Here is a 23102-nt window from a genome sequence, read left to right on the forward strand (position 1 = left end):
TGAAAAGGAGCCATTGCGGCTGCTTGGCCGGCTTGCCCGACCGGACCAGATGCCAACCGCCTTTGAGCTTAGTGCCAAAGAGCTCGAAACGCAGGTGTCCTTTGGCGAGTTGGGCCTCCGGGTCGCCTGAGGTGGCCCACACACCATGGTCAAACTGGGCGACGTGGCCGCCCCCGTATTGTCCTTTCGGAATCTCGCCTTCGAAGCCGGCGTAGTCCACGGGATGGTCTTCGACCTCCACCGCCATGCGCTTGACCTTGGGGTCATAGCTGGGCCCTTTAGGAACGGCCCAGCTCTTGAGCGCATCGCCGACCTGGAGCCGGAAGTCGTAATGACGGCGGCTGGCATGGTGGAGTTGAACCACGAAAATCGCGCGCCGCCCCGATGGCAAGGCCTTCCCTGGCTCGGGCTCCTTGGTCTTGTCAAAACTCCGCTTGCGGCGGTATTCGGTGAGGGACATGCCCTACTCCCGGTTACTTGCCCAGGTGTTTACGCACGGCCGCCGCGGTTGGGCCGACGGCTTTGACCGCCGCCCGAAGCTCATCCGCGCTGACGCCAAAGGCCTTGGTCCAGTATTGCAGCTCGTAGTCTTCATTGACGTTGATCCGATCGCGGTCCGGGCTACCCGTGTTCTTCTTGTCATCAGTCATCGTGATCTCCTCGATCTGTGGCTATTTGCCATCGTGCTGGTGTTGCTTCTTACGGTGCTCGCTCTCTAGAAGTTCGGCACCCACGCCTATCGCAAAACCTAGGATGTAATGCAAATCAGCGCCCGTCGGGCCGTCGCAGCACATCCGACAAGGCGCCGATGAAGAGCCAATCGTTACTTCTTCGCCTCAACGCCCGGAGTTGCATCGCGCACCAGGAACTCTTCGGTGAGTTCTGGCAGGTGCGTCGCGAGCCAGTCGGCCATTGCTTCCTCCTGAACCAAGATCTCCTCGCACACGCGTGCCGTTTCCGGGTCACCGGCGGTCTTGGCCGCCGCGATCAGCGCGGTATAAGACGCGATTTCGAGGTGTTCGAAGACATAGCCCGCCATTGCACCCTTCACGATTTCGTCTGATGCGGTCATCCCACCCACCGCTTGGCCTAGAGCCGCCATCTTGCCCATCACGTCTTTGATCGTGGAGGGAGAACCACCCAAACGCTTGATACACCCATCGAGCAACTCTCGCTGGCCGATCGTTTCTTGGATGTGCTCTTCAATTCGCGCCTTCAAGACCGGGTAGTGCTCAATGCGGGACGCCTGGCCCCTCAACATGGTCTCGGCCTGCTGTTCCATCGCATGGGCATCGCGGAGCCAATCAAGCAGGTTTTCTTTGGGTTCGGCCATGAGAATGTCCTCGTTAGATTAGGGGAAACCGCACCCTATCCAGCCAAACATTGCGGAAAAGCGATGTTGAAGTGACGACGGAGCGAATCCGATCAATGGCGTGTCAATTACACAAGTGGCAGCATGAAGCTCAGAGACCGCGCATCGGCTGTCCTCAAGCCGACGTCAGGAAGATACTTTGCCTTCCCCCCAACCACATAACCCAGGCTCTCGATCGATTTCTTCAGCACATATATCAAGCCGGAGATCGCTCTCGACCAATGCGCTCGCTGCCCCGGTCCCGTCCGTCACATTGTCGCCCTCATGTGCTCCAAGTTTGCCCACGGGCTCGGTTTCTATGCTTTACGACGTGCTATCACCAAGCTCAAGCATTCCCGGGTTCGCCAAGAGGACGTGACCAACATTACGGAACGTTCGAGAACAACCGCTTCCCAGCGTTGAACCTCTATCAAACCACGGAGAACCCCGAAGAGCGGGCTCGTCGGGTGAGGGCACTGCAGAAATGATCCAGCGCCCGCCCGCTAGAAGCGTTGAGTATGGAGCTATCTACGAGGTTCGACCAAGATAAGCTGAGAGGCCTCGACACCTACTGCGGTGAATAGCTCCGGCGTCTGTTCTTCTAAAATTCCTTCCATCATCAAGGCAGCCTTCGCCTGCTGAAAGGCCCTTTCGACGGAATGCCCGAAGCCTATCGCAGAGTAAAAATAAGCAGCAAATATGCGGGCAGCATCGTCACCGATGGCCGTGTTCATACCGATGGCACAGGGAACGTGCTCTACGATGGCCTCAGCTTGCCCTCGGGAAAAGCAAGTATTGAAGAAGACCAACTGGATATCACCAGACGCCGCAACCATCGTTTGAACTAATGCTTCCTTGCGGACAACCTTGGTTCGTCCTTCCCTATCCTGGAAAAGGATCTCGTCGTCACTGGAACCATGCCCGCTAAAGTGGACCACACCCGGGTTGCATTCGTTGATGGCTTGAAGCACATCAAGGGGCTGAACGGCCCACCTGGACTCCAACCGCACAGCATCACGATGTTCTGACTTCCGAATCATCTCCAAGATCAAGCGGGCCTCTTCGTCTAGTCGAAGCTGCTGCTGATCCAAAGGGTTAGACGCGAGAAATAGAACCGTCAGCCGCTCTGGCAACTCCTGTAACCGCTGCAAAGTAGCCTCAGTGCTCCGGTGTAAATGGTCGTGGTGCGTAAGACGGCCTTGGACCCTAGACAGCTCTTGCGCGCTCGCGGCCATTGCCCGCTTACGCTCAGCATCTCTTTTCTTGTCCTCCTGGACTAGCTTCTTTTGCTCCTGAACTTGCGCTGCGGAAAGCTGCCGGTTGGCATTTCCTAATCGCTCATGCTCCCGGGCTATCTTCGTCTCAAGATCAGCTATCTTCTTTTGAATTGCGACGGCACTGCCTTCATAGCGCTGGGCCTCGCGCAGCTTCGACTGCTGTGTGGAAACAGACTTTGTCCGAGTTGCGGCCGCCGACGCATCGAACGCCTTCTTCTTCTCCCCAACGGCCTTGGTCTCTTCTCGAGATTTTTCGGTCTGGAGCCGGGCTATTTCCTTTTGATGTCTTTCGACATCCCTACGGCGCTGGTCGACTGACATTGGATTTCCTCGATGCAGGTTAGAGGCAGTGCTCACACCAAGTCGGAACACCCGTTGGTGTCCGGTGCGGCAATATCCCTTATTCCTAATCCTAGGCTTGGACTATCTCATTGCCTGAGATTCGGCCAAGCATCGGTCATCACCGGCTCGACTATCTCCGCTATTCGCCTGAGTGCTTGCCTGCAAGATCCTTGAGTCGCTCCAAAGCCTCTTTCTGCTTGGCGACGGGCAACCCCGACACAATCAAGATGATGTCGGCCAGCACGTCGGACGTGGCGTGGAAATAAGCCACAGGCAGCTTCAACGCCTTCGCTAGTGCCTCAGCGGTCGCAGGGTCCGGGTCATGTTGCCCCGTCTCGTAGCGGCTCACTCGCGTGGCTCCCGACACTGAGTCCACCATCCCAATGCGCTCCGCCAGCTCGGCTTGGGTCCAGCCCATGGCCATCCGCGCATGGCGCAGACGCGTGCCATAGACCGTGGCCGGTGTCTTGGGTTTGGGCATCGAGAAGATTGCACGAAAGCTGAATTCCCTCAGTGTGCCGCTTGGAAGCAGGCGACTCATCTGCGATTATCGTAAATGCCGCCAGGCCGGCGGTCTACAGGGGCTTTTCGTATGAAGCACACAGGACAAGGAGCGTTCGCTGCGCTCTTGGCGTTGGCGCTCGTCTCGCCGTTCACCGCCCAAGCCCAAGAAGTGCCGGAGCACAAGTCCGGCTTTTTCCGTCAACTCGGAAAGGGGTTGGCCGACACTGGCAAGCAGATGGTGGGCATCAAGTCGGACGTCGGCAGCAAGGCCGGCAGTCAGGGAACAGGCTCGATTTACACGCCCGTTAGCGGCGCTGGGAAGCTGCCCGGACTCTTCAAGGGCGATAACCACCAGCAGGCCCAGCTTGGGAAGCTGGATTGGCCCCGAGTCGCGTTGACCTTCACCGAGTGGGGCACCTCCCTGCCCTGCTGGACGGCAGAGGCCCGCATCTGGACCAGTCCGACAGCGTCGACGACCGAAACCTTCCGGACCTGCTTCGATGCCGCGGTGGTGGAAAACGACGACCTGGGCGACACCGCTGAGCTCAACAGCGCTGCGCTGTGGAAGGGCCGGGACACGTTGAGCGGGATCAGAGTGATGCCCAGCAAGCCCAACACCGGCGCTCAGAGGTCAACGGGGCCCAACCCGCCGGCTCAGCCGTTCGTGGTCAATGTGAGCCGCCCTGGGGTCGCTGACCGGGCTGTGGATGTGTCGCTGCGCATCGCTTGGGTGAGCGGCTTTTTCCAGACCGCCGACCTGCACCCGGGGGCCAGCGGCCTGCTGACGCCCTTCAAAGACACCCGGATGTGGATCGCCGGGTTCAAGCCCGACGGGAACCGCGACAAGTAAGCCGGTCGCCCTCTCTATCACTCATCAGCAAAGGAACGACATGAAAAACGCACGGATCGCCTTGGTCGTCCTGACCATGGCCCTGGGCCTGACCGCCTGCAGCGGCAAGCCCTCGTCTGACAACGCAAAGGAAGCGTTCGTCAGGCTGCTTCAACAGAGTGGCGCTGGCCAAGTCACCGACGTCCAGGACTTCGAACTCACCGGCTGCGTTGAAGCCGAGGGCGCCGAGGGCTATCGCTGCGACACCCGCGGCCAAGCGGTACTCAACATCGAGGGCCGGCAGGTGCCTATTCCTGTCAGCAAGAATCTTCGCTACGTGCGCGAATCGGGAACTTGGAGGGCCTACGCCAAATGAAGACCGAATCGAATTCGATGGTTGGAACGGCAGTCGGCGCCGTGGGAGGGCTTGGCGGGGACGGCGCACTGCGCGCTGCCCCCAAAAAGGTGACCACGCCGCACAACCGGTTCTTCTGGTGGTTCTCGCTGAGCCTGCTCTTCCTGGGCCCGTTCGGTTTCATCGTTGGGCCACTCATGGCTCGACGGGGTCTGCGGAAAGCCGAGCGGCTCTACCCGTCGGAAGCACGGGTTGCCCAAGCGCGGGATACCGGCTTCGCTTGGTGGCAGTGGTGGGTGATGACCCCGCTGACCCTAATGGGAGCTTTCTGGGTCAGCTCGATGCTCAGCGGACTTCCCATGGTGCTGCTCGTGTTGTGGCTTCAGTTGACCAGCTGAAGATCTTGCTCCTGCCTGACAGCACAAAACTCAAACATGGAGGAGTCGCTCAATACGCCAGTCACCGAGAGGAATCAGCTCTGGAAACTGCGAGGCCGGCATCACTGCGGGCCTCTTCGTATTGGGTCGAGAAAACCGCCATGAAATATTATGATTTTGGGCGCTCGCGATATCTCTTTTCAAATTGAGACCTCAGCTCCCCAATACCCGCACCAATACACTTTTCGTCCTTGCAAGGCCTAATCAGAGGCAACCCACTGGAGAAGGCCCATTCCAGGGGGTCTCCATCATAAGGAGGCAGCAAAATTGTCAGATCGCAGGACCCATCAGACTTTAGCTTGACTTGAATTCGATCCCAAGAATCGTTTTGCCACGCCACCCCTTGTTCAAATTCCAACAACTCCAGCGCATCTGAAGGCCCACTTTTGCATCCATTGGGCTCGAGAACAATCACCTTAGATGCAGGCTTGGATCTCCCTCGCATAGACCAGACCCTGTCATGAACGGAGTCGTTAGCCAACTGTCGGTTTATTTCGTAAGCCCCTTCGGCAATGCACCATGCTGACAAACGAATCTCGCACCGTGAGGGAGGCGCAGCTGGCGCCTGGGTTCTAGGCGAAGCGGTGACAAAACCGCTTCCAAGAAGTCCGACCATGCCTGCAATAAGTGATAATTTGTTCACTAACAACCTCCGTTCGCCGCGCTTACGCCCTTATCGCAGGAGTTTACATTGGTCTTGGCATTGATGATCTCTCCAAGGCTCTGAGAATTTGCCGGCTGGCCAGAAAGATCCTTCATCACATTAGCTGGACCTGCGACATCGGCCGGAAGCACATTTCCATTAGCGTCAACCCCGCCCGCATATTGATCCCCTGCGCCGCCGGCATGGCCAAGTTCGTGCGATATCGTTAAAGTTGTTGCCGCATCTGCTCCACCGGCACCAGCGGTCACTTTGTTACTGCCGATAGCGTTAATTTGGGAACGTCCACTTTTAGTGACACCAGCCGTATCAGGCACGACGTTAACGACGTTGACGCCTTTCCCCCCTGTTGTTTGATAAACACCTTGCGCAGTCATTGTGACCTTGACGCCATTTACAGTGACGGTCCCAGAGAAATCTTGAGCAATCTGTGCATTGACGGAGGCAGCCGTGAAATTGGATGTTGGCACGCCAGTCATCGTCCATGGAACTGTAAAGGTCACTCGATCGGGCGCTGACCAGAAAAGTCTACCGTCTCGCCCATCCGGGTCAGTGAACCGATACGGATTGTTGTTTGCATACCAGTAGCGATTGAAGTTCGCTGCAAGCACCGAGTCCGCGGCCACCGGATCCACGCTCAAGAACCGCCCAAGGTCCTGGTCGTAGTAGCGCTGCTGCATGTAGGTCAGCCCGGTCGCACCGTCCATGGCATGACCGGTGTAGCCGATGCCATCGACCGTCTTGCCGATAGGGCTGCCGTAAGGCTGGTAGTCGGTGCGCTCTACTACCTGGCCGGCGGTGTCCGTCACAGCTATCGGGCTGCCAAGCGCATCGGTGTGCTGGAACTTGATAACCCCTGCATTGCGCGTGGCGAGCAAGCTCCCGTTGAGGTAGACGTATTCGGTGTTGCCCTTGCCGCGCACCTCAGCGTAAAGCAGCTGTCCCGCCTGGCTATACGCTTGTAGGTTCAAGGTAGATAAGCCCCCAGACAACACCCGACGTCCATAAGCGTCGTAGCGATAGGCCTCTTTCCCTGTCACGTCTCTCAGACGATTTCCATAGTCGAAGGCGTAAGCCTGGCCGTTCTTGTTCTTCAAGTTGCCCTGAACGTCGTAGCTCAGGCCGATTGTCGTTGACCCTTCATTGCTCAAGATATTGGTGAGGCGATTCTTGGAGTCATACCAGTAGTTGCTCTCACGCACGCCTGGGAGCTTGGCCGTGAGAATGTTGTCCAAGACATCGTAGGTGTAGTTGTTCCAGTTGCTTCCACCAAACCGCTCAGACCCTGCTTCCGTCAGGCGATCCAGCCCGTCATACCCCATGTAACGGTTGAAGCCCGCGCCTCTTTGCTGGTCGAAAATAGCGCTGACGTTCCCGTTGGCGTCGTATTGATACTCGAACGACGCAACGTTGTAGTCCCGCACTTGCTGGGGCATCTGACGCCCGTTGAGCACGAGTGAGTGATTCACACCGTTGCCATAATTGAACTGGCTAGCCGCACCATTTGGGTAGTAGGCAATCCCAGTGGCGTAGTTGTTTCCTGCCTGGTCCCGCACGGCCGTTGGCTGACCCAGCGCATTCGGCGAATAGGTCACTGTTGTGCCGGTGGGATAGCTTTGGCTCGCCAATGCTCCATTGGCGTCGTAGCCGTAGCCAAATGACCAACTGATCCCTGGCTGCTCAACCACCTCAGACAGCAACTTCCGTCGTTTATTGTAGTTGTAGGCGTTGACGACTGTCGTATTGCCCGAGTCATTGACCGTGCTTACGCGAGAAGGAAGGCCATCTGGCGTGTAATCCCAGTTCTGATCGCCGTTGCGGTCCGGAAACTGCAAGGTCTTGAGTCGGTTGCGAGAGTCGTAGGTGCGGGCGACACGCCTTCCACTGTTCGCTGCCGCATCCAGATCACAGCTGGTCGTGCTCGGAAGGTCCAAGCCGCTGGCCGACCAAGCCAAGTTGCCAGCCGCGTCGTAGGCCATGACCGTGGCGCCGCTTTCGGGCTCAATCACCTTGCACAGCTGCTGGTTCGCGTCGTAAACGTAACTACGGGCAGCAAGCCCGACGCCATGTTCCACCGGCGGCGGAGCCACCACCTGCACGACTTGGTTACTGGACTCATTACCCAGATCACCAGCACCATCGCGCATCCGCCAACGCAGGTTGTAGCCGCCCGCACCCAAAGGTGCCCGGAGGCTGAAATTGAAGTCCACGCTGCCACCCGGCGGAACGTCCGACGGCAGGCCGATTTCGCCTGGAGACCACCCGCGTGTATCGCCAACCAACACTGCCCGATAGCCCTGCCCTTGGCGCCAAGTGACGTTGCCCGTATTGGTGAAGCGAACCGAACCGTTGTAAGAACGACCCGTCGAGAGCTGTGCAGGCATGTTCTGGGAGGCAAACGCAGCACCACGCTGAAGCGCTGGAATTGCTAGGGCCCCTGACCCATCAATGAGATTATTCCCTCCACCAACCGGTGACAGACCGTGAATGTAAAACGGCTTGCCTCCGTAACTGCGGATTAGCTCGTCGGTAATTGGGATAGAAAAACGATAATTGCTTCCCGATGCAGCACATGCTCCGGCAATGCCACCATCGCTGGGAAGGTTCGCGCCTGCACTTGCTACCATCGTCCCGCTGCCGGCGGCTCCGCCCGCATACATGTGAACCTCGATGGATTGGCTCAATCTGGTCGAGCACGCCCATCCAACTATCGCTCTGTTGTTGTCAATGCCATCGATTCTTCCTTTGACGACCGATGCCGGCACCGCCACTGCCCCGGAACCCGCGATGACATTGTTTGCGCCACCGATGGGTGAAAGGCCATGGATGTAGATCGGCCTTCCACCGTGGCTTCGAATCAGCTCTTCCGTGATGGGAATGGAGAAACGGTAATTACTCCCCGACCCCGAACAGGCACCAGCAACGCCCCCTTCGCTGGGGAGGTTGGCTCTGCCGATCGCAGCAAGACTGCCGGTTCCATAGGCGCCGCCCGTATACATATGGATATCAACCGACCGGGCCAAGCCAGTCGAACATGCCCAGCCGACGATGGCGTTGTCATTCTGGATTCCGTCGATGTTGCCTTTGATAATCGATGCAGGCACAGCGACTGAACCTGACCCAGAGATGGTGTCGTTCCCAGCTCCCACTGGCGATATGCCGTGGATGTGGATCGACTTCCCGCCGTTCTGGATGATGAAGTTCTCATCGATGGGAAACGAAAACCGATAGTTGCTGCCAGAAGCGCTACAGGCATTTGCGATACCAGCATCACTTGGCAAGGTAGCTGCGGTGGCTCCAGCGAAGGTTCCCGAACCAGCAGAGCCGCCCAGATACATATGCACATCGATCGAGCGGTTCAAATACGTTGAACAGACCCAGCCAGATATTGCGTTGTAAGTGACGCTTTCGATGCTGCCTTTGATCAGCGAGGGAAGCACCTGAATAGAAGAAGCTCCAAACGCTCCGAACCACTCTTTTCCCTCCTGCACCATTCGCCAAGCAAATGAATACTGGCCTGGCGTAAGTGGCGCGGTGACATTGAAATTGAAGGTTACGTTACTTCCAATCGAGACAGCACCTGGCAGTTCTACCCTTGAAATACCCCAAGGGCTGACAGGAACAGAGCTGCCACCATATCCAAGCTTGTGGCCGATGCTTGAACCCCACACTTGGTTGCCCATGTTCTGGTAGGTCGCGCTGACCGCATACGTCTGCCCAACGACCATCTGGGATGGCACGTTATAGCCCACCCAGCGGGCCTCGTTGTCTGGAACGTCCGGACAAATGTTGCCTCTACCCGCAGGGCTGCCGTCTGGACATTGGCGAGCTGCGTGCGCAAATCCCGGCAACACGAGGAGTAGAAGGAAAACGAGGCAGCCTCCAAAGGTCCGAAGAGCCCTGAACTTGCCAGTGGAGCCAAGAACGTAGAACTTCGTCCTTTGACCGATTGCATCCATGCATTGAATCATTGGGCACCCCGCTCGATCTTGACCGCCTTGCCGAAAACATCGCGAGCAATATTGGTCCTGCTGGACTCTGGTAGCTGCACCCAGACAGGTGCGTCATAGATCGGTTGATCGAACACCTGGTAACCCGTGCGCGTCTGAGCACCACGCGGATTGGTAACCAGGGTTTGAGCGCCAGGCAAATACTGCGTGATCGTGGTCAGCAGTCCCTGCTCACTGTCCTGGGATACGGCCGTGGGCCGACCCACTACGTCGAACTCTGTCCAGACTCCGGTGTTGGCGGTCTCGTTGCCACTCGGATAAGAAGCAAAGACAGGTCGTCCTTCGTGGTCGTAGACAAAGCGCTTGACCCGAAGCGTTCCCGCGACGTTTGCCGCATCGTATTCCCGCGTCAGTAGCGGCTGCCATAGCGCATCGAAGTAGGTAACTTTTTGTGCGTTTCCAGTGGTCACGGTCTGGCGCCAATGGCCAGCACCGATGCCGTATTCGTCGCCACCCACTCGCTCGAATGCCTGTGCAGTCGAGTTCCAAGCGGTGCTGTCGCCCGATGGGTAGTTCGTGGCGTTCAGCCGCCCCATCGCGTCGTAGCCATACGTCGTCGCAAATCCATTCTCGTCGTTGGTCTGACGGATCCACCCATTGTCGTCCACAGATGCGGACTTAGCCGTGCCATCGGCATTTGCAACGGTCTGGGGGATGCCACGCTTCCAGCCAGACAAGGTTGTCGCGTTTCCCAAGCCATCCTTGACTTGTGCCAGGGTTCCATCGGGATTGTAGGTATAGGTTGCGACCAGCTTCCCATTGCGCCGTTCCGCCTGGGGCAACGCATTGCTGCCGTAGTCGACTTGAGAGGTAACAATGCCGGTGTTGATGTTGCGAGCGATGGCGGTCTGTCCCAACACCCACGCACCGCGCTCATCGTAATACGTGGTTTCGTCGGTGCGGCTGTGCCAGGGACTGAAGCGTTCGATCCGCAACGGACGAGCAAACTCATCGAAACACGGCTGCCCATTGCAGTCCGCAATCCGCCACACGAACTGGTCGCCCTTGTCGATCGTGATTACCTGACGCACGGGCCGCTGCCTGGCCGCCACCGTGTTATCGCCATAGTTGCCACCCGGATACATCGTCCGTGCCGCATAAGGAGCCGCATCAAATGCAGCGTAATCGGTCATCCGCGTGCGAACGGCTGTAGAACCATTCCAACCGAAGTCCTGCTGGAGTAATAAGCCTTCGTTGGACCAATAGCGATTTCCAAATCGATAACGCGTGGCCTGCCCTGCAGGATCCTTGACGGTGATGTCCCGAGTAATGGGCGAGCCAGCATTGCACTCAACGTATTTGGCAGGGTCGAGAGGGTTTGGGTTGGGACTTGGCTGCCAGCAGTTGTTTGGTGTGCCGTAGTCATACGTCCAGGTGAGGCCCTGCGACGGCAACCCGGGGCCGGTGATGCGTCGGCTGGTCACCGCCATGACATAGAACTGATAGGGGATGTCCGAGTAGGCCTCTTCTCTTCTGCAAACCCTGGGCACCCACGACCGTCCCATCAGCATGGAGTTGACGGTGTAGTCGCTGCGAGCGCCGGTCGGAGCAGTAATGCTGCCCACCCTAGGGCCCCCCGACCAAGGGCGTATGTTGTCGCACCCCGGCGGCTGGCTGTAAGTTACGCGTGCAAGAGACAGGTCGACCAAATCAAAGGTCCAGCTGCTGCCGTCAGGCAACGTCACTGTGTCCAGGGTGTCGCTGTAGCCGTAAGACCAGGTTCGCCCCCCTGTGGTCACGGAGGTGATGGTGTTGCCATTCCCTCCGGCATACGACAGGTCAATGCGACGCCCATCGCTGGCAACAATGCTTAGAAGCTGCCACGGAGCACCGGGATTCCAGTTGTAAACCACTGTATTGCCGAAGCGATCCGTCACTCGCGTGGGATAGATCAAGACCTCCTTGCGAACCAAGATGTAGTTGTTAGCGACCATCGGGACGATTCCACCGACGCTTGCGGTGGTCATCGCCGAACCTGCAGAAAGGGCCGCTGGGCCAGGGGAGGACTTAGCCAACGCTGGATAGGAGCGAGTGACCATGTGGTTGAAGGCATACACGCTGCCTTGCGTATCAACTAATTCAAATCCTTCACCACGCACTCCCGATTCGCTGGCTCCATCCAACGACGCCAGACAACGGATAGCAGAGCCGTCTTTTAGAACAATGGGATAGTTGCGTCCATCGTTTGGACGAAGGGCTTGAGCAGAAGCTCGCAGCAGCTCCTGGTCACCGCTTCCAGGGCGATAGAGAAAGCTGCCACGCCAAAATTCGGAAGACTCAAAGATTCCGCCTTGGTTCTCGGCAGCAGGGGGAACGCTATAGTTACTGCATCGGTTATAAACGGTGTCCCTGGTCCCGTTGATTGCCCAGCCGTCCGGTGCAGTGTTGCCGCCTGGAAAGGCGAAGACCCCGTGCATGTTGGGGATGTCCAGGTCCCAGAGTTTGAAGTGCCCCCTGCTCGGACTGCCCACCGTGAACCGACGGCCTATCCGGACTTGGAGTGCGTTGTTGCCCTTCAAGTCGACGTCGGTCTGCGTGATTTCCATCGACCCTGTATAGAGGTTGATGTTGTCCCCGAAGAGCTTGTCACCTGGACTTGCGACCACAGCCCCGGACTGAATCAGCTTGCCGTAGTCGTCGTAGACGTTCTCGGCCAGTCCTGCTGCGGGCAAGATCCCTGCCAGCGCAGCCAGCCCCAGTCCAATCGCGCGCATCTTGCGCGAGGTCGTGCCCCATTCCATAGCATTTTCCAGTTTAATGACCGACCGAGGTCCGGTTAGACCTCATTGCTCCCACGAACTCGCGCTCATGCAAAGGCAAGGCATGGCAACGCATGCCCAGCCAAGCCATTGGCAGGTGTTCGTGTTCAACGAATCCGGAGGGTGCGCGAAGCGCGACCGCGAGGTCATTCCCCAATACCCCCACGCGCATTAGAGTTGCTCGGCGCCAGTTTGATGTCAACCGCCTGCTATCGGCTACCCACCGTTGAGGGAGCTAAAACGCAGGACGACAAATTTTTGACGTTATGAGGAATGCTTACGAAAGGCGGAAACTAAGGGTCGCTTCCCTATGCTGGATTCAGAAAACTCTGACACTGTCATCAGCGGTTATCTGACACGGACCCTGCGTCACCCCATCACTCGCCCAGTTGGGTCGCCTTCGGCTGTCCGTATTGTTCCGCAGGTCGCTAGCTTCAACCAAGTCGCCAAGTGTCAGGGAAGACATCGCCGAGTGCTACCGGGACATCGCCAGCGCCAGGTCTACAGGGACGTCATCTATAGCTACACCACCATCAACTACTTCACTTTCCAGTACTTCACTTTCCAGCCGCGGCATCGGACGCCGGACTTCTTTCAGAAGATAGTCATTACGGCCAACCCAGCGGTGGCTCGCGGGCCATCAGCTGGCTGATCCCCAATAGCGCCACGCTCGGGTCGCTTGACAGCACATCGTCAGGATCAACGAGCTAGAAGACACCTTTTGCGCCAGCACGATTGGCATCACGGCACCGGCCAACGTCAAGGCGATGCTGCCAGCCACTGCTTGGCCGCAGCCCAGCGGTTGTGACTTAAGCTAAGTCTTTAGAAATGCAAAGAAGAGGCACCGGCTGCCGGAGCCTCTTCCACCTTCTTTCCGAGCCAAGGCTGGCAGCTGCCGAACAGACAATCCATCAATCCCTAACTTTTTCTTTCCCCACTTGCGTTCGCCCAAGCTTTTCCTCAACCGCCGCAATCCTGGCTTCTTGCCGATGCACATACGCAGGACCTTTACGCAGTCGAACGAGTATGCCGACCGCATAGATTGCGCAGCCATAAACCGATAGACCAAGGACAGCCAAAACTACAACGAACCACTTCATTCCTCCTTCGAAAAACGCAAGAGGAGCATAGGCCGCTCCCACGCCCATGATTGCAAGGCAAAAAAGCACCTGCGTCAAAAGAAAAACAGCAGTCTTCGAAGGATCCTCTTGTAGATCCACTACTTTTCCAAGCTCTGCACGCAAAATTTTCAAATTCATTCGGTCACTCAAAAGACCAAGCCGTCCCCAGGCCCGCCCAAGTGCCCAACTACCTCCTGCCGCCAACACCACGACCACAATACCGTTGAAGATGCTGTTCGCATCCAAGTGCAGTTCACCCATGCTCTCTCTCCTGAAGGTGTCGATGTGTTTTGGCTAGTGCGGCTCATCGCCTAAAAGGCGTGTGGCGAGGTCAAGTGGATCAGCCTGCTGTCGCACCAGAAGAGACGCAACAGCGCAAAAAATGTGCGCCAGTTTGCAGTGTTGGATCTTTCATGATCAACATCACTGACGATCGGTCGATAACACGCTTTCACCCATGGCTTCGATCACGTGGCGCTTCAAAGCTTGCTAGGAGAGAGGGTCGCCGTAATCGGACGCTATGTAGCAAATCAGTCCGACGCGGGCTAAGACATGTTTGCTCTACTTGGAAAAGCAAGAGACCACCCAGGCGCCATTACAACTAAAATGATGGCTCAGTCATTGGGTCAGCTGAGTGTTGCTGCTGGCCCGCGTATTTGCAGGTAGGAATAGCTCGGATGGCACACGATTGGCGCCCCTCTGGTTGGGGTCGGTTTTTGACTCGGTCTGCTCACTGGTGGCTTCACCTGGACGGCGACCACGCAGACATTAGCGTGGCTGGCAAACGTTACCGAACCTTCGTAGACGATGGGCATCGCATCCAAGTAGTTCCAGGCGTGCTTTGGTCCCGGGTAGAGGTGGAACTGGATGGCGGACCTTGGCTGACCGGCGACGGTCTTCCGAATGCTCAGGGCGCGCAGTTGTCGTCTGCGATTGAGGAGATGTTGTTCGAGCGGCGCAAGCGTGAACGGAAGGCCCTATTCGACTCTGTGGTTGAACTCATCGGTTCCTGGCTTGATTCTGCCCGCTCGTTGATCAATGAGGGCAAGTCGAACCGACGATGGATTACACACGAGCAGCAACAGTCGGTGTTGGAAGAGCGACCTGAGTTGCCGTTGCCCTCCGCCGAGCTGGAGCCACTCTTCTTGGATGAGGAAGTGCATGACGACGTGCGCTCCCCCGCTCATTTGGAAGCACTGAAAGACCTCCACGATTGGGGTCTGGAATGGCCGCTTCTGTGGGCAGCCGCCAACGAATCCATGGCAACACAAGAACTGACGCTTGCCAAAGATTTCTTGGACAAAGTCGAGAGCAAACCCCTGACACAGGAACAAGCACGAGCTGTGATCTGCTTCGACAATCGCGTCCAAGTTGTTGCTTCGGCGGGCTCCGGGAAGACCTCAACCATGGTCGCCAAGGCGGCCTATGCCATTGATCGTGGCTTCGTCAGCCAAGAGCAGGTGGTCATGCTTGCCTTTAACACCGATGCGGCAAAGGAGCTGCAGGAGCGCGCTAATCGTTCCTTTGAGCGCCTAGGGATGTCAGACATCGTTGTGGAAGCCCGTACCTTCCATTCGCTGGGCTTGGCAATCATTGGAAAAGCTACTGGGCGAAAGCCAGGGATTCCCAACTGGGCTAGTGACTCCACGCTCGGCTTCCACAAATTGACCGAGCTTGTTGAAGACCTGAAAGACCGATCCAAAGATTTTCGCACTCGGTGGGACATGTTTCGCTTGGTGTTTGGGCGTGACCTCCCTCCATTGGGTGAAGAGATGCTGGGTGATGGCTACGACCGAGATGGAAAGCCCTATATCCGGACGCTGCAAGGCGAGCACGTCAAGAGCATGGAGGAGTGCCTAATCGCAGATTGGCTCTTCTACAACGGCGTGACTTACGAATACGAACGGAAATATGAGTTCGACACGGCGACAGCCACGCATCGCCAATACCACCCGGACTTCTACTACCCCGACGCAGCCCTCTATCACGAGCACTTCGCGCTAAATGCTCAGGGGCAGGCTCCAGCGCATTTTCGGGGCTATATGGAAGGCATGGAGTGGAAGCGCCAGGAGCATGAGCGCCGTGGCACTGCCTTGATTGAGACGACCTCATCTGGCCTTCGCAGCGGCCATGCGCTGGAATACTTGGCCGATCAACTCAGCGCCTCGTGCATCGCTCTAGACCCCAACCCGGACCGCCCACCGTCGGAAAACGGCGCCAAACCCATGCCCGACTCGGATTTGGTCGGTTTGATGCGCACGTTCATTTCACATGCGAAGAGCAACTGCCTCACCCTTCGAGACATGAACCAGCGGCTCAACAGCCTGCCGGACGACCACTTCAAAGAGCGGCATCGGCGATTCCTGGATATCGCAGGCCCTGTGATCGAGGCTTGGGACAATGCCCTGGCCGCCGAAAAAAGCATCGACTTCGAAGACATGTTGAACATGGCAGCGGCGCTTTTGGAGCAAGGCCGATACGAGTCGCCCTACGATTTGGTCATGGCGGACGAGTTCCAAGACGCATCACGTGCTCGCGCCCGCCTCTGCCGTGCCTTGGTGGGCAAGCCGGGCAAGCACCTGTTCGCTGTGGGCGATGACTGGCAGTCCATCAATCGGTTTGCCGGAGCCGACGTCTCGGTCATGACGGGATTCCGGGAATGGTTTGGCCATGGCCAAGTTCTCAAGCTTGAGCAAACCTTTCGCTGCCCTCAGGCGTTGTGCGATGTGTCCAGCCGCTTCATCACCAAGAACCCGGTGCAGATGAAGAAAGAGGTTCGGTCTGTCACTCCTCCGCAAGGCCCGGTTCTCCAGGCCTATCAGGTGAGCAACCGCGACCAGATCCAAGACGGTGTTAAGCAATACCTGAGCACGCTTCATCAGCAGCTTCTTTCTGGCGAAGTTCCTCCTGGTAAGAATGGCCGGGTGTCGGTCTCTGTATTGGGACGCTACAAAGCCGACCGCAGCGTGATTCCCACCGATTGGAAAGCGCTTTTTGGTCAAACCATGGAAGTGAAGTTCCTGACAGCCCATCGCTCCAAGGGCACTGAAGCCGACTACGTCGTCTTGCCGGGGATGGTAAGCCGCGGATTCCCGAACCTACGCTCAGACGACCCCGTTCTTTCATTGGCCATGCCGGCAGGCGACACATATCCCCTAAGTGAAGAACGCCGGCTGTTTTACGTGGCGCTGACGCGCGCTAGGCGAACCGTGGCGATGTTCACTGTGCTTGGGAAGCAATCACCCTTCTTGGATGAGTTGGTCAAGGAAGGAAGCGTCAAGGTGACGACTTTAGCTGGGACGGCCGTTAAAGAAGAGCGGTGTCCTGTCTGTAAAACCGGAGTTTTCGTAGACCGGACCGGGCCGCATGGTCCATTCAAATCGTGCTCTAGTTACCCTCGCTGCCACCACAAGCCCAAGCGGAATTACTCACAAAAGGTTCAAAGCAATTGAGCAGCGAGCTTATGCCTCCCTTTGCTAGCTCGAACCGGCGAGAAGCATGAAAATCGCTGTATAGAGACCCTCATACACTCGCACAAGGCATGCAAGAAGCTACCCACTCATTTTGGGTTGACTGATGCATCAGGATGCGTAAGCCAGAATCAAAGAAGGCCCCAAAGTTGGGGCCTTCTCGTTGGGGTCGCTTAGACCGCAGGGGCTAAGTAGCGCCCTTCCACTATCAACGTGGCTTCAGAGCGCCCAACAATGCTGCCCTGGGCAGTAAAGCCCGATGCTGTTGCACTGCCCCGGAACTCGAGCTCGAAGTGGTCGAGCCCGCCAAACACGGATTCAGAGCTCGGATCCCAGCGTTTGATGGTCAGCTTGGCCGTAAATCCGGCGTCGTCGCTCTGCTTAGATCCTGAATACGTGTAGCCGGAATCGCCGCCATTGACGCTCTGTCCCTTGAATACAGCGATTCCCTCACCCACTCCCTGCATATTTGACGAGAAACGAACATGGTAAATGCCGTCTTTCATTGTCGCACCTCCACTGGTAGGAGTATCCATTAGACCATCTCCAAGTCTTACCAACTGCGACACCTAGAGCCCCGCTATGAGGGGGGCCGCAAGCGTTCACGAGGTTGCCTTCCTAGCTTTGGATAGAATCGGCTCCACTAGTTCTTTCAGCACCTCAAGGAGCATGATCTTGCCCAGCGTCTTCTTTTCATATTGCCATGCCGACGAGGAGCTACGCGATCAGCTTGAGAAGCAGCTCGCGATGCTTAAGCACCAGGGAATCATCGAAACCTGGCACGACCGTAGGGTCGTCGCAGGCCAAGAAATCGATAAAACGATTGATGGGCACATCAACAGCGATGACATCATTCTTCTTCTCATCAGTCCCGACTTTCTTGCCTCGTCTTACTGCTATGACCGGGAAATGACGCGTGCACTGGAGCGACATGAATCGGGCGACGCGACAGTCATCCCTGTCATCTTGCGGGCTTGTGAATGGCACCATGCACCTTTTGGAAAGCTTATGGCTACCCCAACCGATGGCAAGCCCGTAAAGCAGTGGGCTGACCTTGACGATGCATTCTTGCAGGTGGCCAAGGCAGTTCGCTCAGCGGCGACTGAGCACGCACGAAGGGCCAGCATAACCGAGGAACGCCAAGCATCCGCGTCTTCTATGCCACTGCTCGACCGTGCCACGGTGCCAAAGGAAGCCGCCGGCCGCCTCACTGAAGCTGCGCCAGGACCACGCTCCAGCAACCTCCGGTTGGCTAAAGCGTTTACACAGCGGGACAAAGACCGCTTCAAAACAGAAACCTTTGAATACATTGCCAAGCACTTTGAGAATTCGCTCAACGAGCTTCAGGCCCGCAATCCCGGCTATGAAGGCACGTTCCGGCGCGTGGACGCCAACCGTTTCTTTGTCACTATCTACGAAGACGGACATGACGCGGCCCGAGCGACTATCTACTTGGGTGGGATGCCTGGAGGCATCCACTACATACAAGGTGAAACGCTTGATAGCAACTCCTACAACGAGGCCCTCACCGTCGGTCATGACGACCAATCCTTATTCCTTACCAGCATGGGGATGTCGGCGTTCGGCACCAATCGCGATCAAAAACTTACCCAGGAAGGCGCGGCAGAGCTTCTCTGGGAGCAACTGATCGGGCCGCTTCAAAGCCATACCAACCATCCAAGGAGGCGCTGAGGTGATCACGACAGACGGGTTCCACGTGGCAAGTGCAAGTTCCTGCGCTCCGTTGTCACTGATCCTTAGTAGCAGTCGTTAGACGAGCCGTCTGACCGATCGTGGCCTGACGCGCAAGCAGGAAGGCGGCTGGCCTCTACCCAGTTGAGGCACACGCGGCTTATGCCCGGGACACCGGTTTTGCTTGGTGGTAGTGATGGGTCATGACACCGCTGACCTTGCTGGGCGCGTTCTGGATGTTCGCCCTGCTGAGTGGGCTGCCGATGTTCCTGCTTGTCCTATATGCGAAACTGACCCAGTGAGTCGAAATCATCACAATGGGCACATCTCGAATCCGCACGGACGAAAACCTAATCCTTATAGCTCGGCCGCTGATCTATGCGGCACGCACAGCTACCGCTAGCCACTGCGCAAACTCCATCCCGAGCGACAAACTCAATACCCACCGCCCCCACTAAATGCGCGCGATATAAGCTAAGTTCGCCAAGGCCAAAGCTTGCGAACGTCAACTCTCTTAGCAGCCTGCGAGGGTGCAGAAGATTCGTGATTTTCGCTTTGGACCAAGCTCTGTCCCGCGAGCGTCACGACCGCGAGTCGCTGGTCAGATAAGGATGCAGGCTTAACGCTAACACCTAGAAGCAACTTGTTAGCCCGCTCCAAGTTAGCGCCCTCAACGCCCCCAGCCCTTAGTATTCTAGCCGTGAACTTGCTCACTACTCTCATCCTTTTCATTATCGACATTGGGAAATACACCCACGCCAAATTCTGCCCTCGGATCCTCCATCAACTCTATAGCCGTGCCAGCCGCAGCCATGAGTAGTGCTAGTGCAGTATCTACAGCGCCAGGACCTTTATCCACCCCGAGTATTTCACACAATGAAGCTATAGTCAAGTTTGGCGATTCGATGATGATTACCGGCACAGATATGCTTGGGTACTTCACAGCACTGAGCGGTTCGAGACTTGTTTCGCCGATTTCAGGGAAGCTAGCAGCCACAAGCCACAAGCTACTCGTAAGCCTCAAATTCTTTTTATCGGTATCCCCCCTCGATTCGAAGTAGAAGCTTTCATCAATTTCAAATTTCCGCTCGAGCTTGTCATAGAACTTTAAACCACTCGAGTATCTAACGCGGCCCTCTCCCTTGTCCGCCTTGCAAGCAAGCGAAAACTTCAACTCGGGCTTAAAGTCTACCGCCACACCCCTCAATTCTATTTGCGAGAGTATCAGCTTCATCACAGACTCATTAATTCGCGCCAAGGCTTTCTCGGCCTGCCACTTTCTTAAATTGCGCTGAATAGCTGACGATGCCTCTCGACAAACACGCTCAATCTCCTCTTTGAATTTTAAGCGCCCAGCCCCAAACATTAGCATCTCGAGGCTAGTTTCCAAAGGAACAACCATCAGGTTATCGATACCCCTGGCATGGATTTCAAGAGGTCCCGCCACAACAGCCTCAACTAATGCACCAAACATTCGTGAAGGCTTCGCCTCAGGCGTTACGATGGAGAATCCAATAGTCCAATTTTCATCTTCCTTGGCGCGTTCTTCATCGAACACCCACAGAGGGAGGTTGGACAATATACCTCCGTCCACAAACTCGGACTCCACGCCAGGCTCGAGATATATTTTGTAAGGTTTAAATATATATGGAAGGCAAATTGAGGCACAAACGGCATCTGCAATAGGGACATCTGGTGTAGATTCTGCCGAAAAAACCTGAACCCCCTTCGTAGTTAAATTGGTGGCAACAATTTTTAGAGGTATCCCTCCATATTCCGAAAGCTGAGAGAATGTCAGCCTATCTTTGCCGGCAGCACGACCGACTGAGCTCTCTTTTATGCACTTATCCATTGCATCCCGCATCCTATCAAGTGGCGCAAGCCCCGGCCTCAGTAGGAAAGCGAAAAACCAACCGCCAATCGCGATAACTCCCATGGCCGCATACGACACGACCATAAACGTTTCTGCAACTGCACTCCGCTCCAAGATATTAAAGTAAAGCCCCGCAAGAAAGAACATTGCAATCGATATAAAAATTGCCAAAGACAACGCATATTTAGCAAGCAGGCCAGTAATGGATGCGGCGAATGAAACGCGGAGCCATCCAAAAAATGTAAATAGACGAGTCAAAGACCGGCCCTTTTTACCAAGCACTTTCTCCAATATATGCTTATTGGAATCCGGGTCGAACAGGTCGTCCGCTTTATATTGACAAGAGACAAGTGCAGCCATGATCGCACCTGCTGATGTTCCAGCAACTCCTACGATTTTAGATTTGAATTTTTCAACCTTGGACTTCTTACTGGCGCCAAGGAAGATTGCATCTAATGCCCTAAAGGCACCAGCATGAATGACACCCTTTGCGCCGCCCCCTTGAAATGCGACGTAAACCTTCTGCTCTCTAACGCCCCCACCCTCATCCATCGGCGTAGCCCCAGTTGGAAAATTAACTTTAAATCCGTGAAAAATTTACTCGCGAAATTTTTACTGACATAGAGACTATATTATTTAAGATAATTTTATCCATAGTCATTTATAAGAAACATCAATAACCCCGCCCGAGCTAGCCGGCAATCCATTCAGCTTCTCACGCAGTGTAAAGTCCCTACTGTAGGTGCTGTGGTGCTCATCATCGAGCTCGTGCCCGACGATCTGCGCCCGGAGCTCCGAAACCACGCCAGCCCCCTGCAACTCTTGGATGAACGTTTTTCGGAGCGAGTGGAACCCTCTTTTTGCTGGCTCCCAGCCCTTGCCCACTTCAGCCAGATGCCGACTGAAAGCCTTGGTGATCCAGTTCCCCTGCCCGTTCACCGCCGTGGCCTTGGCAGCCGGGAACAACCTCGTTTCACCGGCCTTGCGCTTGCCATCGATCCAATCCAGGAAGCCCATCTTAAGGAGTTCGGGATGGAGCGGCACCGTTCGAAGGCTGACCTCCGTTTTGACTTTCTGGTGCTCGCCCTCATCCGAGATGCGGACGCATGGGATGCCGTCCTCTTCGAACACGTCCTTGATCAGCAACTGGCCGACCTCGGACGCCCTGGCGCCGGTGTAGAGCCCAATGAGCGACGCCCAGCGTGCCGATTCAGACAGCTTAGCCAGCGCTTCGGGCGCGAACAGGGCTTGAATCTGCGCCCGATCGTAGGCCTTGAATCCAAGTTTTTTGCGAGCCCGTTTCTCGCGCTGCGAGTAGCTCACGTGGCCGCTAGCCGGGTTGTCGCCCTTCGGGTAGTGTCCAGACGCCATGGCCCACTCAAAGAAGCCACCCTTCCCTCCAATGTAGCTCTGCTTGTTGGTGAGCGTTGGCGTCGAAGCGCCCTTCTCGCGCATGTCCTGATACCAGCGAGCCAGGTCCGAGCGCGTGATTGCATGGACTTTCATCGTCGGCCCAAGAAACGCCACGAGCGCCTCGATGGCCGTTTTCTTGATCGTGAATGTCTTAGGCAGCGTCGAGCCCTTGAGGGTCGCCAGAAACGCGTCACGTGCCTTGCCCAGCGTCATCGTTTCGATGGCCGGCGCAGATGACTGCCTACTCGGGCCCGCATGCGGTGAGCCAAACATGGTTGGCGCGGCCACCGGAACTGCCCGAGCCTGCAAGGCAGCGCCGGCCATTGCTTCCAGCTCCATGAGCTGCCGATACAGCTTCAAGTCCTTCGGACTATCGATCTGCCATTGCTCCGTCACCGTCCCATCTGGCTGGCGGGTGCGGTTGAGTGTTAGTTCCTGGAGGTTCTCGGCACTCGTCAGGCGAGCGATGAGCAGATCAGCGTCTGTCTTACTCAGCTTGTCCACGCGTTGATCCTTCAACTGTGCGAAGAGCCGAGCATAGCCCGCCCCAAGGACCACCGCACGCACATGCGCTTGCACCAAGTCCTTCGTTTGCAAGGTGCGTTTGATAAGCCGGCAGCCCATCACGGTTTGCAAATCGATGGGAACACGTTGGACAAACGACCAACGACCGGTCGGAGAACGGCTCAAATGATGAGGGATGCGCATGCGAGTGTTTCCTCTGCATGCTTCCTGCCTTCCAATCAGACCAATTCAGATTTTTATGTTAAAAATCAAGGATTTGGAATTGACTGGCGGAGAGAGTGGGATTCGAACCCACGGAAGGTTTGACCCTTCGCCGGTTTTCAAGACCGGTGCCTTAAACCGCTCGGCCATCTCTCCGATGCTGCCTTGCGTGACCGCCGAAGACGTCGGGTGATCACACTTGCGCCACGCGCGATGCGGGTGACGCATGTCGATGGACGCCGCATTGCGCGCTGCCATCGACCCGGGATTGCTCCCGGGCGC

General features: G+C 56.5%; 15 protein-coding genes, 1 tRNA gene and 3 pseudogenes. 7 read left to right on the forward strand and 12 right to left on the reverse strand.

Going from position 1 to position 23102, the window contains the following annotated elements; translation table 11 throughout:
• Positions 1 to 46: 46 nt before the first annotated feature.
• From AC1KVE_RS13470 to AC1KVE_RS13490, 5 genes and pseudogenes are all read right to left on the reverse strand, one after another.
• Positions 47 to 460: pseudogene (locus AC1KVE_RS13470) on the reverse strand (DNA polymerase ligase N-terminal domain-containing protein); the annotation flags it as partial.
• Positions 461 to 473: 13 nt separating this feature from the next.
• Positions 474 to 650, reverse strand: coding sequence for a DUF3606 domain-containing protein (locus tag AC1KVE_RS13475; RefSeq protein WP_075285906.1), 177 nt, complete (start codon positions 648 to 650; stop codon positions 474 to 476).
• Between the two features lie 173 nt (positions 651 to 823).
• A complete protein-coding gene (locus tag AC1KVE_RS13480) occupies positions 824 to 1333 on the reverse strand; it encodes a ferritin-like domain-containing protein (protein WP_082340521.1) in 510 nt (169 codons plus the stop codon).
• Positions 1334 to 1875: 542 nt separating this feature from the next.
• Entirely contained in the window at positions 1876 to 2949 is a 1074-nt protein-coding gene (locus AC1KVE_RS13485; RefSeq protein ID WP_481092238.1) for a CHAT domain-containing protein, read from the reverse strand.
• A 160-nt stretch (positions 2950 to 3109) separates the two neighbouring features.
• Positions 3110 to 3511 (reverse strand): helix-turn-helix domain-containing protein, encoded by a 402-nt coding sequence (locus AC1KVE_RS13490; protein ID WP_238601168.1) that lies wholly within the window; start codon positions 3509 to 3511, stop codon positions 3110 to 3112.
• A 51-nt stretch (positions 3512 to 3562) separates the two neighbouring features.
• On the opposite strand from AC1KVE_RS13490, the gene AC1KVE_RS13495 reads away from it, so the two are divergent.
• From AC1KVE_RS13495 to AC1KVE_RS13505, 3 genes are read left to right on the forward strand one after another with little or no spacing between them, the layout of a single operon-like run.
• Positions 3563 to 4324, forward strand: a complete 762-nt coding sequence (locus AC1KVE_RS13495) for a hypothetical protein (protein WP_184551659.1) — start codon at positions 3563 to 3565, stop codon at positions 4322 to 4324.
• A 40-nt stretch (positions 4325 to 4364) separates the two neighbouring features.
• Entirely contained in the window at positions 4365 to 4679 is a 315-nt protein-coding gene (locus tag AC1KVE_RS13500) for a hypothetical protein (RefSeq protein WP_039513937.1), read from the forward strand.
• Positions 4676 to 5056, forward strand: a complete 381-nt coding sequence (locus AC1KVE_RS13505; RefSeq protein WP_175430067.1) for a hypothetical protein — start codon at positions 4676 to 4678, stop codon at positions 5054 to 5056. Before AC1KVE_RS13500 ends, AC1KVE_RS13505 begins: the two co-directional genes overlap by 4 nt.
• 681 nt (positions 5057 to 5737) lie before the next feature.
• Here the strand turns inward: AC1KVE_RS13505 and AC1KVE_RS13510 are convergent.
• On the reverse strand, positions 5738 to 9508 hold the full coding sequence (locus tag AC1KVE_RS13510) for an RHS repeat domain-containing protein (protein ID WP_481092237.1): 3771 nt from the start codon (positions 9506 to 9508) through the stop codon (positions 5738 to 5740).
• A gap of 215 nt (positions 9509 to 9723) precedes the next feature.
• Positions 9724 to 12519, reverse strand: coding sequence for an RHS repeat domain-containing protein (locus AC1KVE_RS13515; RefSeq protein ID WP_481092319.1), 2796 nt, complete (start codon positions 12517 to 12519; stop codon positions 9724 to 9726).
• A 418-nt stretch (positions 12520 to 12937) separates the two neighbouring features.
• Between AC1KVE_RS13515 and AC1KVE_RS13520 the strand changes: the two are divergent.
• Positions 12938 to 13343, forward strand: a pseudogene (locus AC1KVE_RS13520) (DNA/RNA non-specific endonuclease); the annotation flags it as partial.
• Positions 13344 to 13436: 93 nt separating this feature from the next.
• On the opposite strand, the gene AC1KVE_RS13525 reads toward AC1KVE_RS13520, so the two are convergent.
• On the reverse strand, positions 13437 to 13907 hold the full coding sequence (locus AC1KVE_RS13525; protein ID WP_228911590.1) for a hypothetical protein: 471 nt from the start codon (positions 13905 to 13907) through the stop codon (positions 13437 to 13439).
• A 416-nt stretch (positions 13908 to 14323) separates the two neighbouring features.
• Here AC1KVE_RS13525 and AC1KVE_RS13530 point away from each other — a divergent pair, with 416 nt between their 5' ends.
• A complete protein-coding gene (locus AC1KVE_RS13530; protein ID WP_481092236.1) occupies positions 14324 to 17098 on the forward strand; it encodes a UvrD-helicase domain-containing protein in 2775 nt (924 codons plus the stop codon).
• 191 nt (positions 17099 to 17289) lie between these two features.
• On the opposite strand, the gene AC1KVE_RS13535 is transcribed toward AC1KVE_RS13530, so the two are convergent.
• The gene (locus AC1KVE_RS13535) at positions 17290 to 17622 is read right to left on the reverse strand and encodes a GrlR family regulatory protein (protein ID WP_481092235.1); all 333 of its coding nucleotides are present in this window, start codon (positions 17620 to 17622) and stop codon (positions 17290 to 17292) included.
• A gap of 163 nt (positions 17623 to 17785) precedes the next feature.
• Here AC1KVE_RS13535 and AC1KVE_RS13540 point away from each other — a divergent pair, with 163 nt between their 5' ends.
• Together AC1KVE_RS13540 and AC1KVE_RS13545 are read left to right on the forward strand one after the other, a co-directional pair.
• Entirely contained in the window at positions 17786 to 18808 is a 1023-nt protein-coding gene (locus AC1KVE_RS13540) for a toll/interleukin-1 receptor domain-containing protein (RefSeq protein ID WP_481092234.1), read from the forward strand.
• Positions 18809 to 18918: 110 nt separating this feature from the next.
• Positions 18919 to 19110: pseudogene (locus AC1KVE_RS13545) on the forward strand (hypothetical protein); the annotation flags it as partial.
• Between the two features lie 392 nt (positions 19111 to 19502).
• Here the strand turns inward: AC1KVE_RS13545 and AC1KVE_RS13550 are convergent.
• The 3 genes from AC1KVE_RS13550 to AC1KVE_RS13560 form a co-directional block, all read right to left on the reverse strand.
• Positions 19503 to 21233 (reverse strand): patatin-like phospholipase family protein, encoded by a 1731-nt coding sequence (locus AC1KVE_RS13550; RefSeq protein WP_481092233.1) that lies wholly within the window; start codon positions 21231 to 21233, stop codon positions 19503 to 19505.
• A gap of 105 nt (positions 21234 to 21338) precedes the next feature.
• Complete coding sequence (locus AC1KVE_RS13555; protein ID WP_481092232.1) at positions 21339 to 22802, reverse strand: DUF6538 domain-containing protein; 1464 nt, start codon at positions 22800 to 22802, stop codon at positions 21339 to 21341.
• 84 nt (positions 22803 to 22886) lie between these two features.
• Positions 22887 to 22976 (reverse strand) — tRNA-Ser (locus AC1KVE_RS13560).
• Between the last annotated feature and the right edge of the window lie 126 nt (positions 22977 to 23102).

Source organism: Xanthomonas sp. NCPPB 2864 (assembly GCF_056675615.1).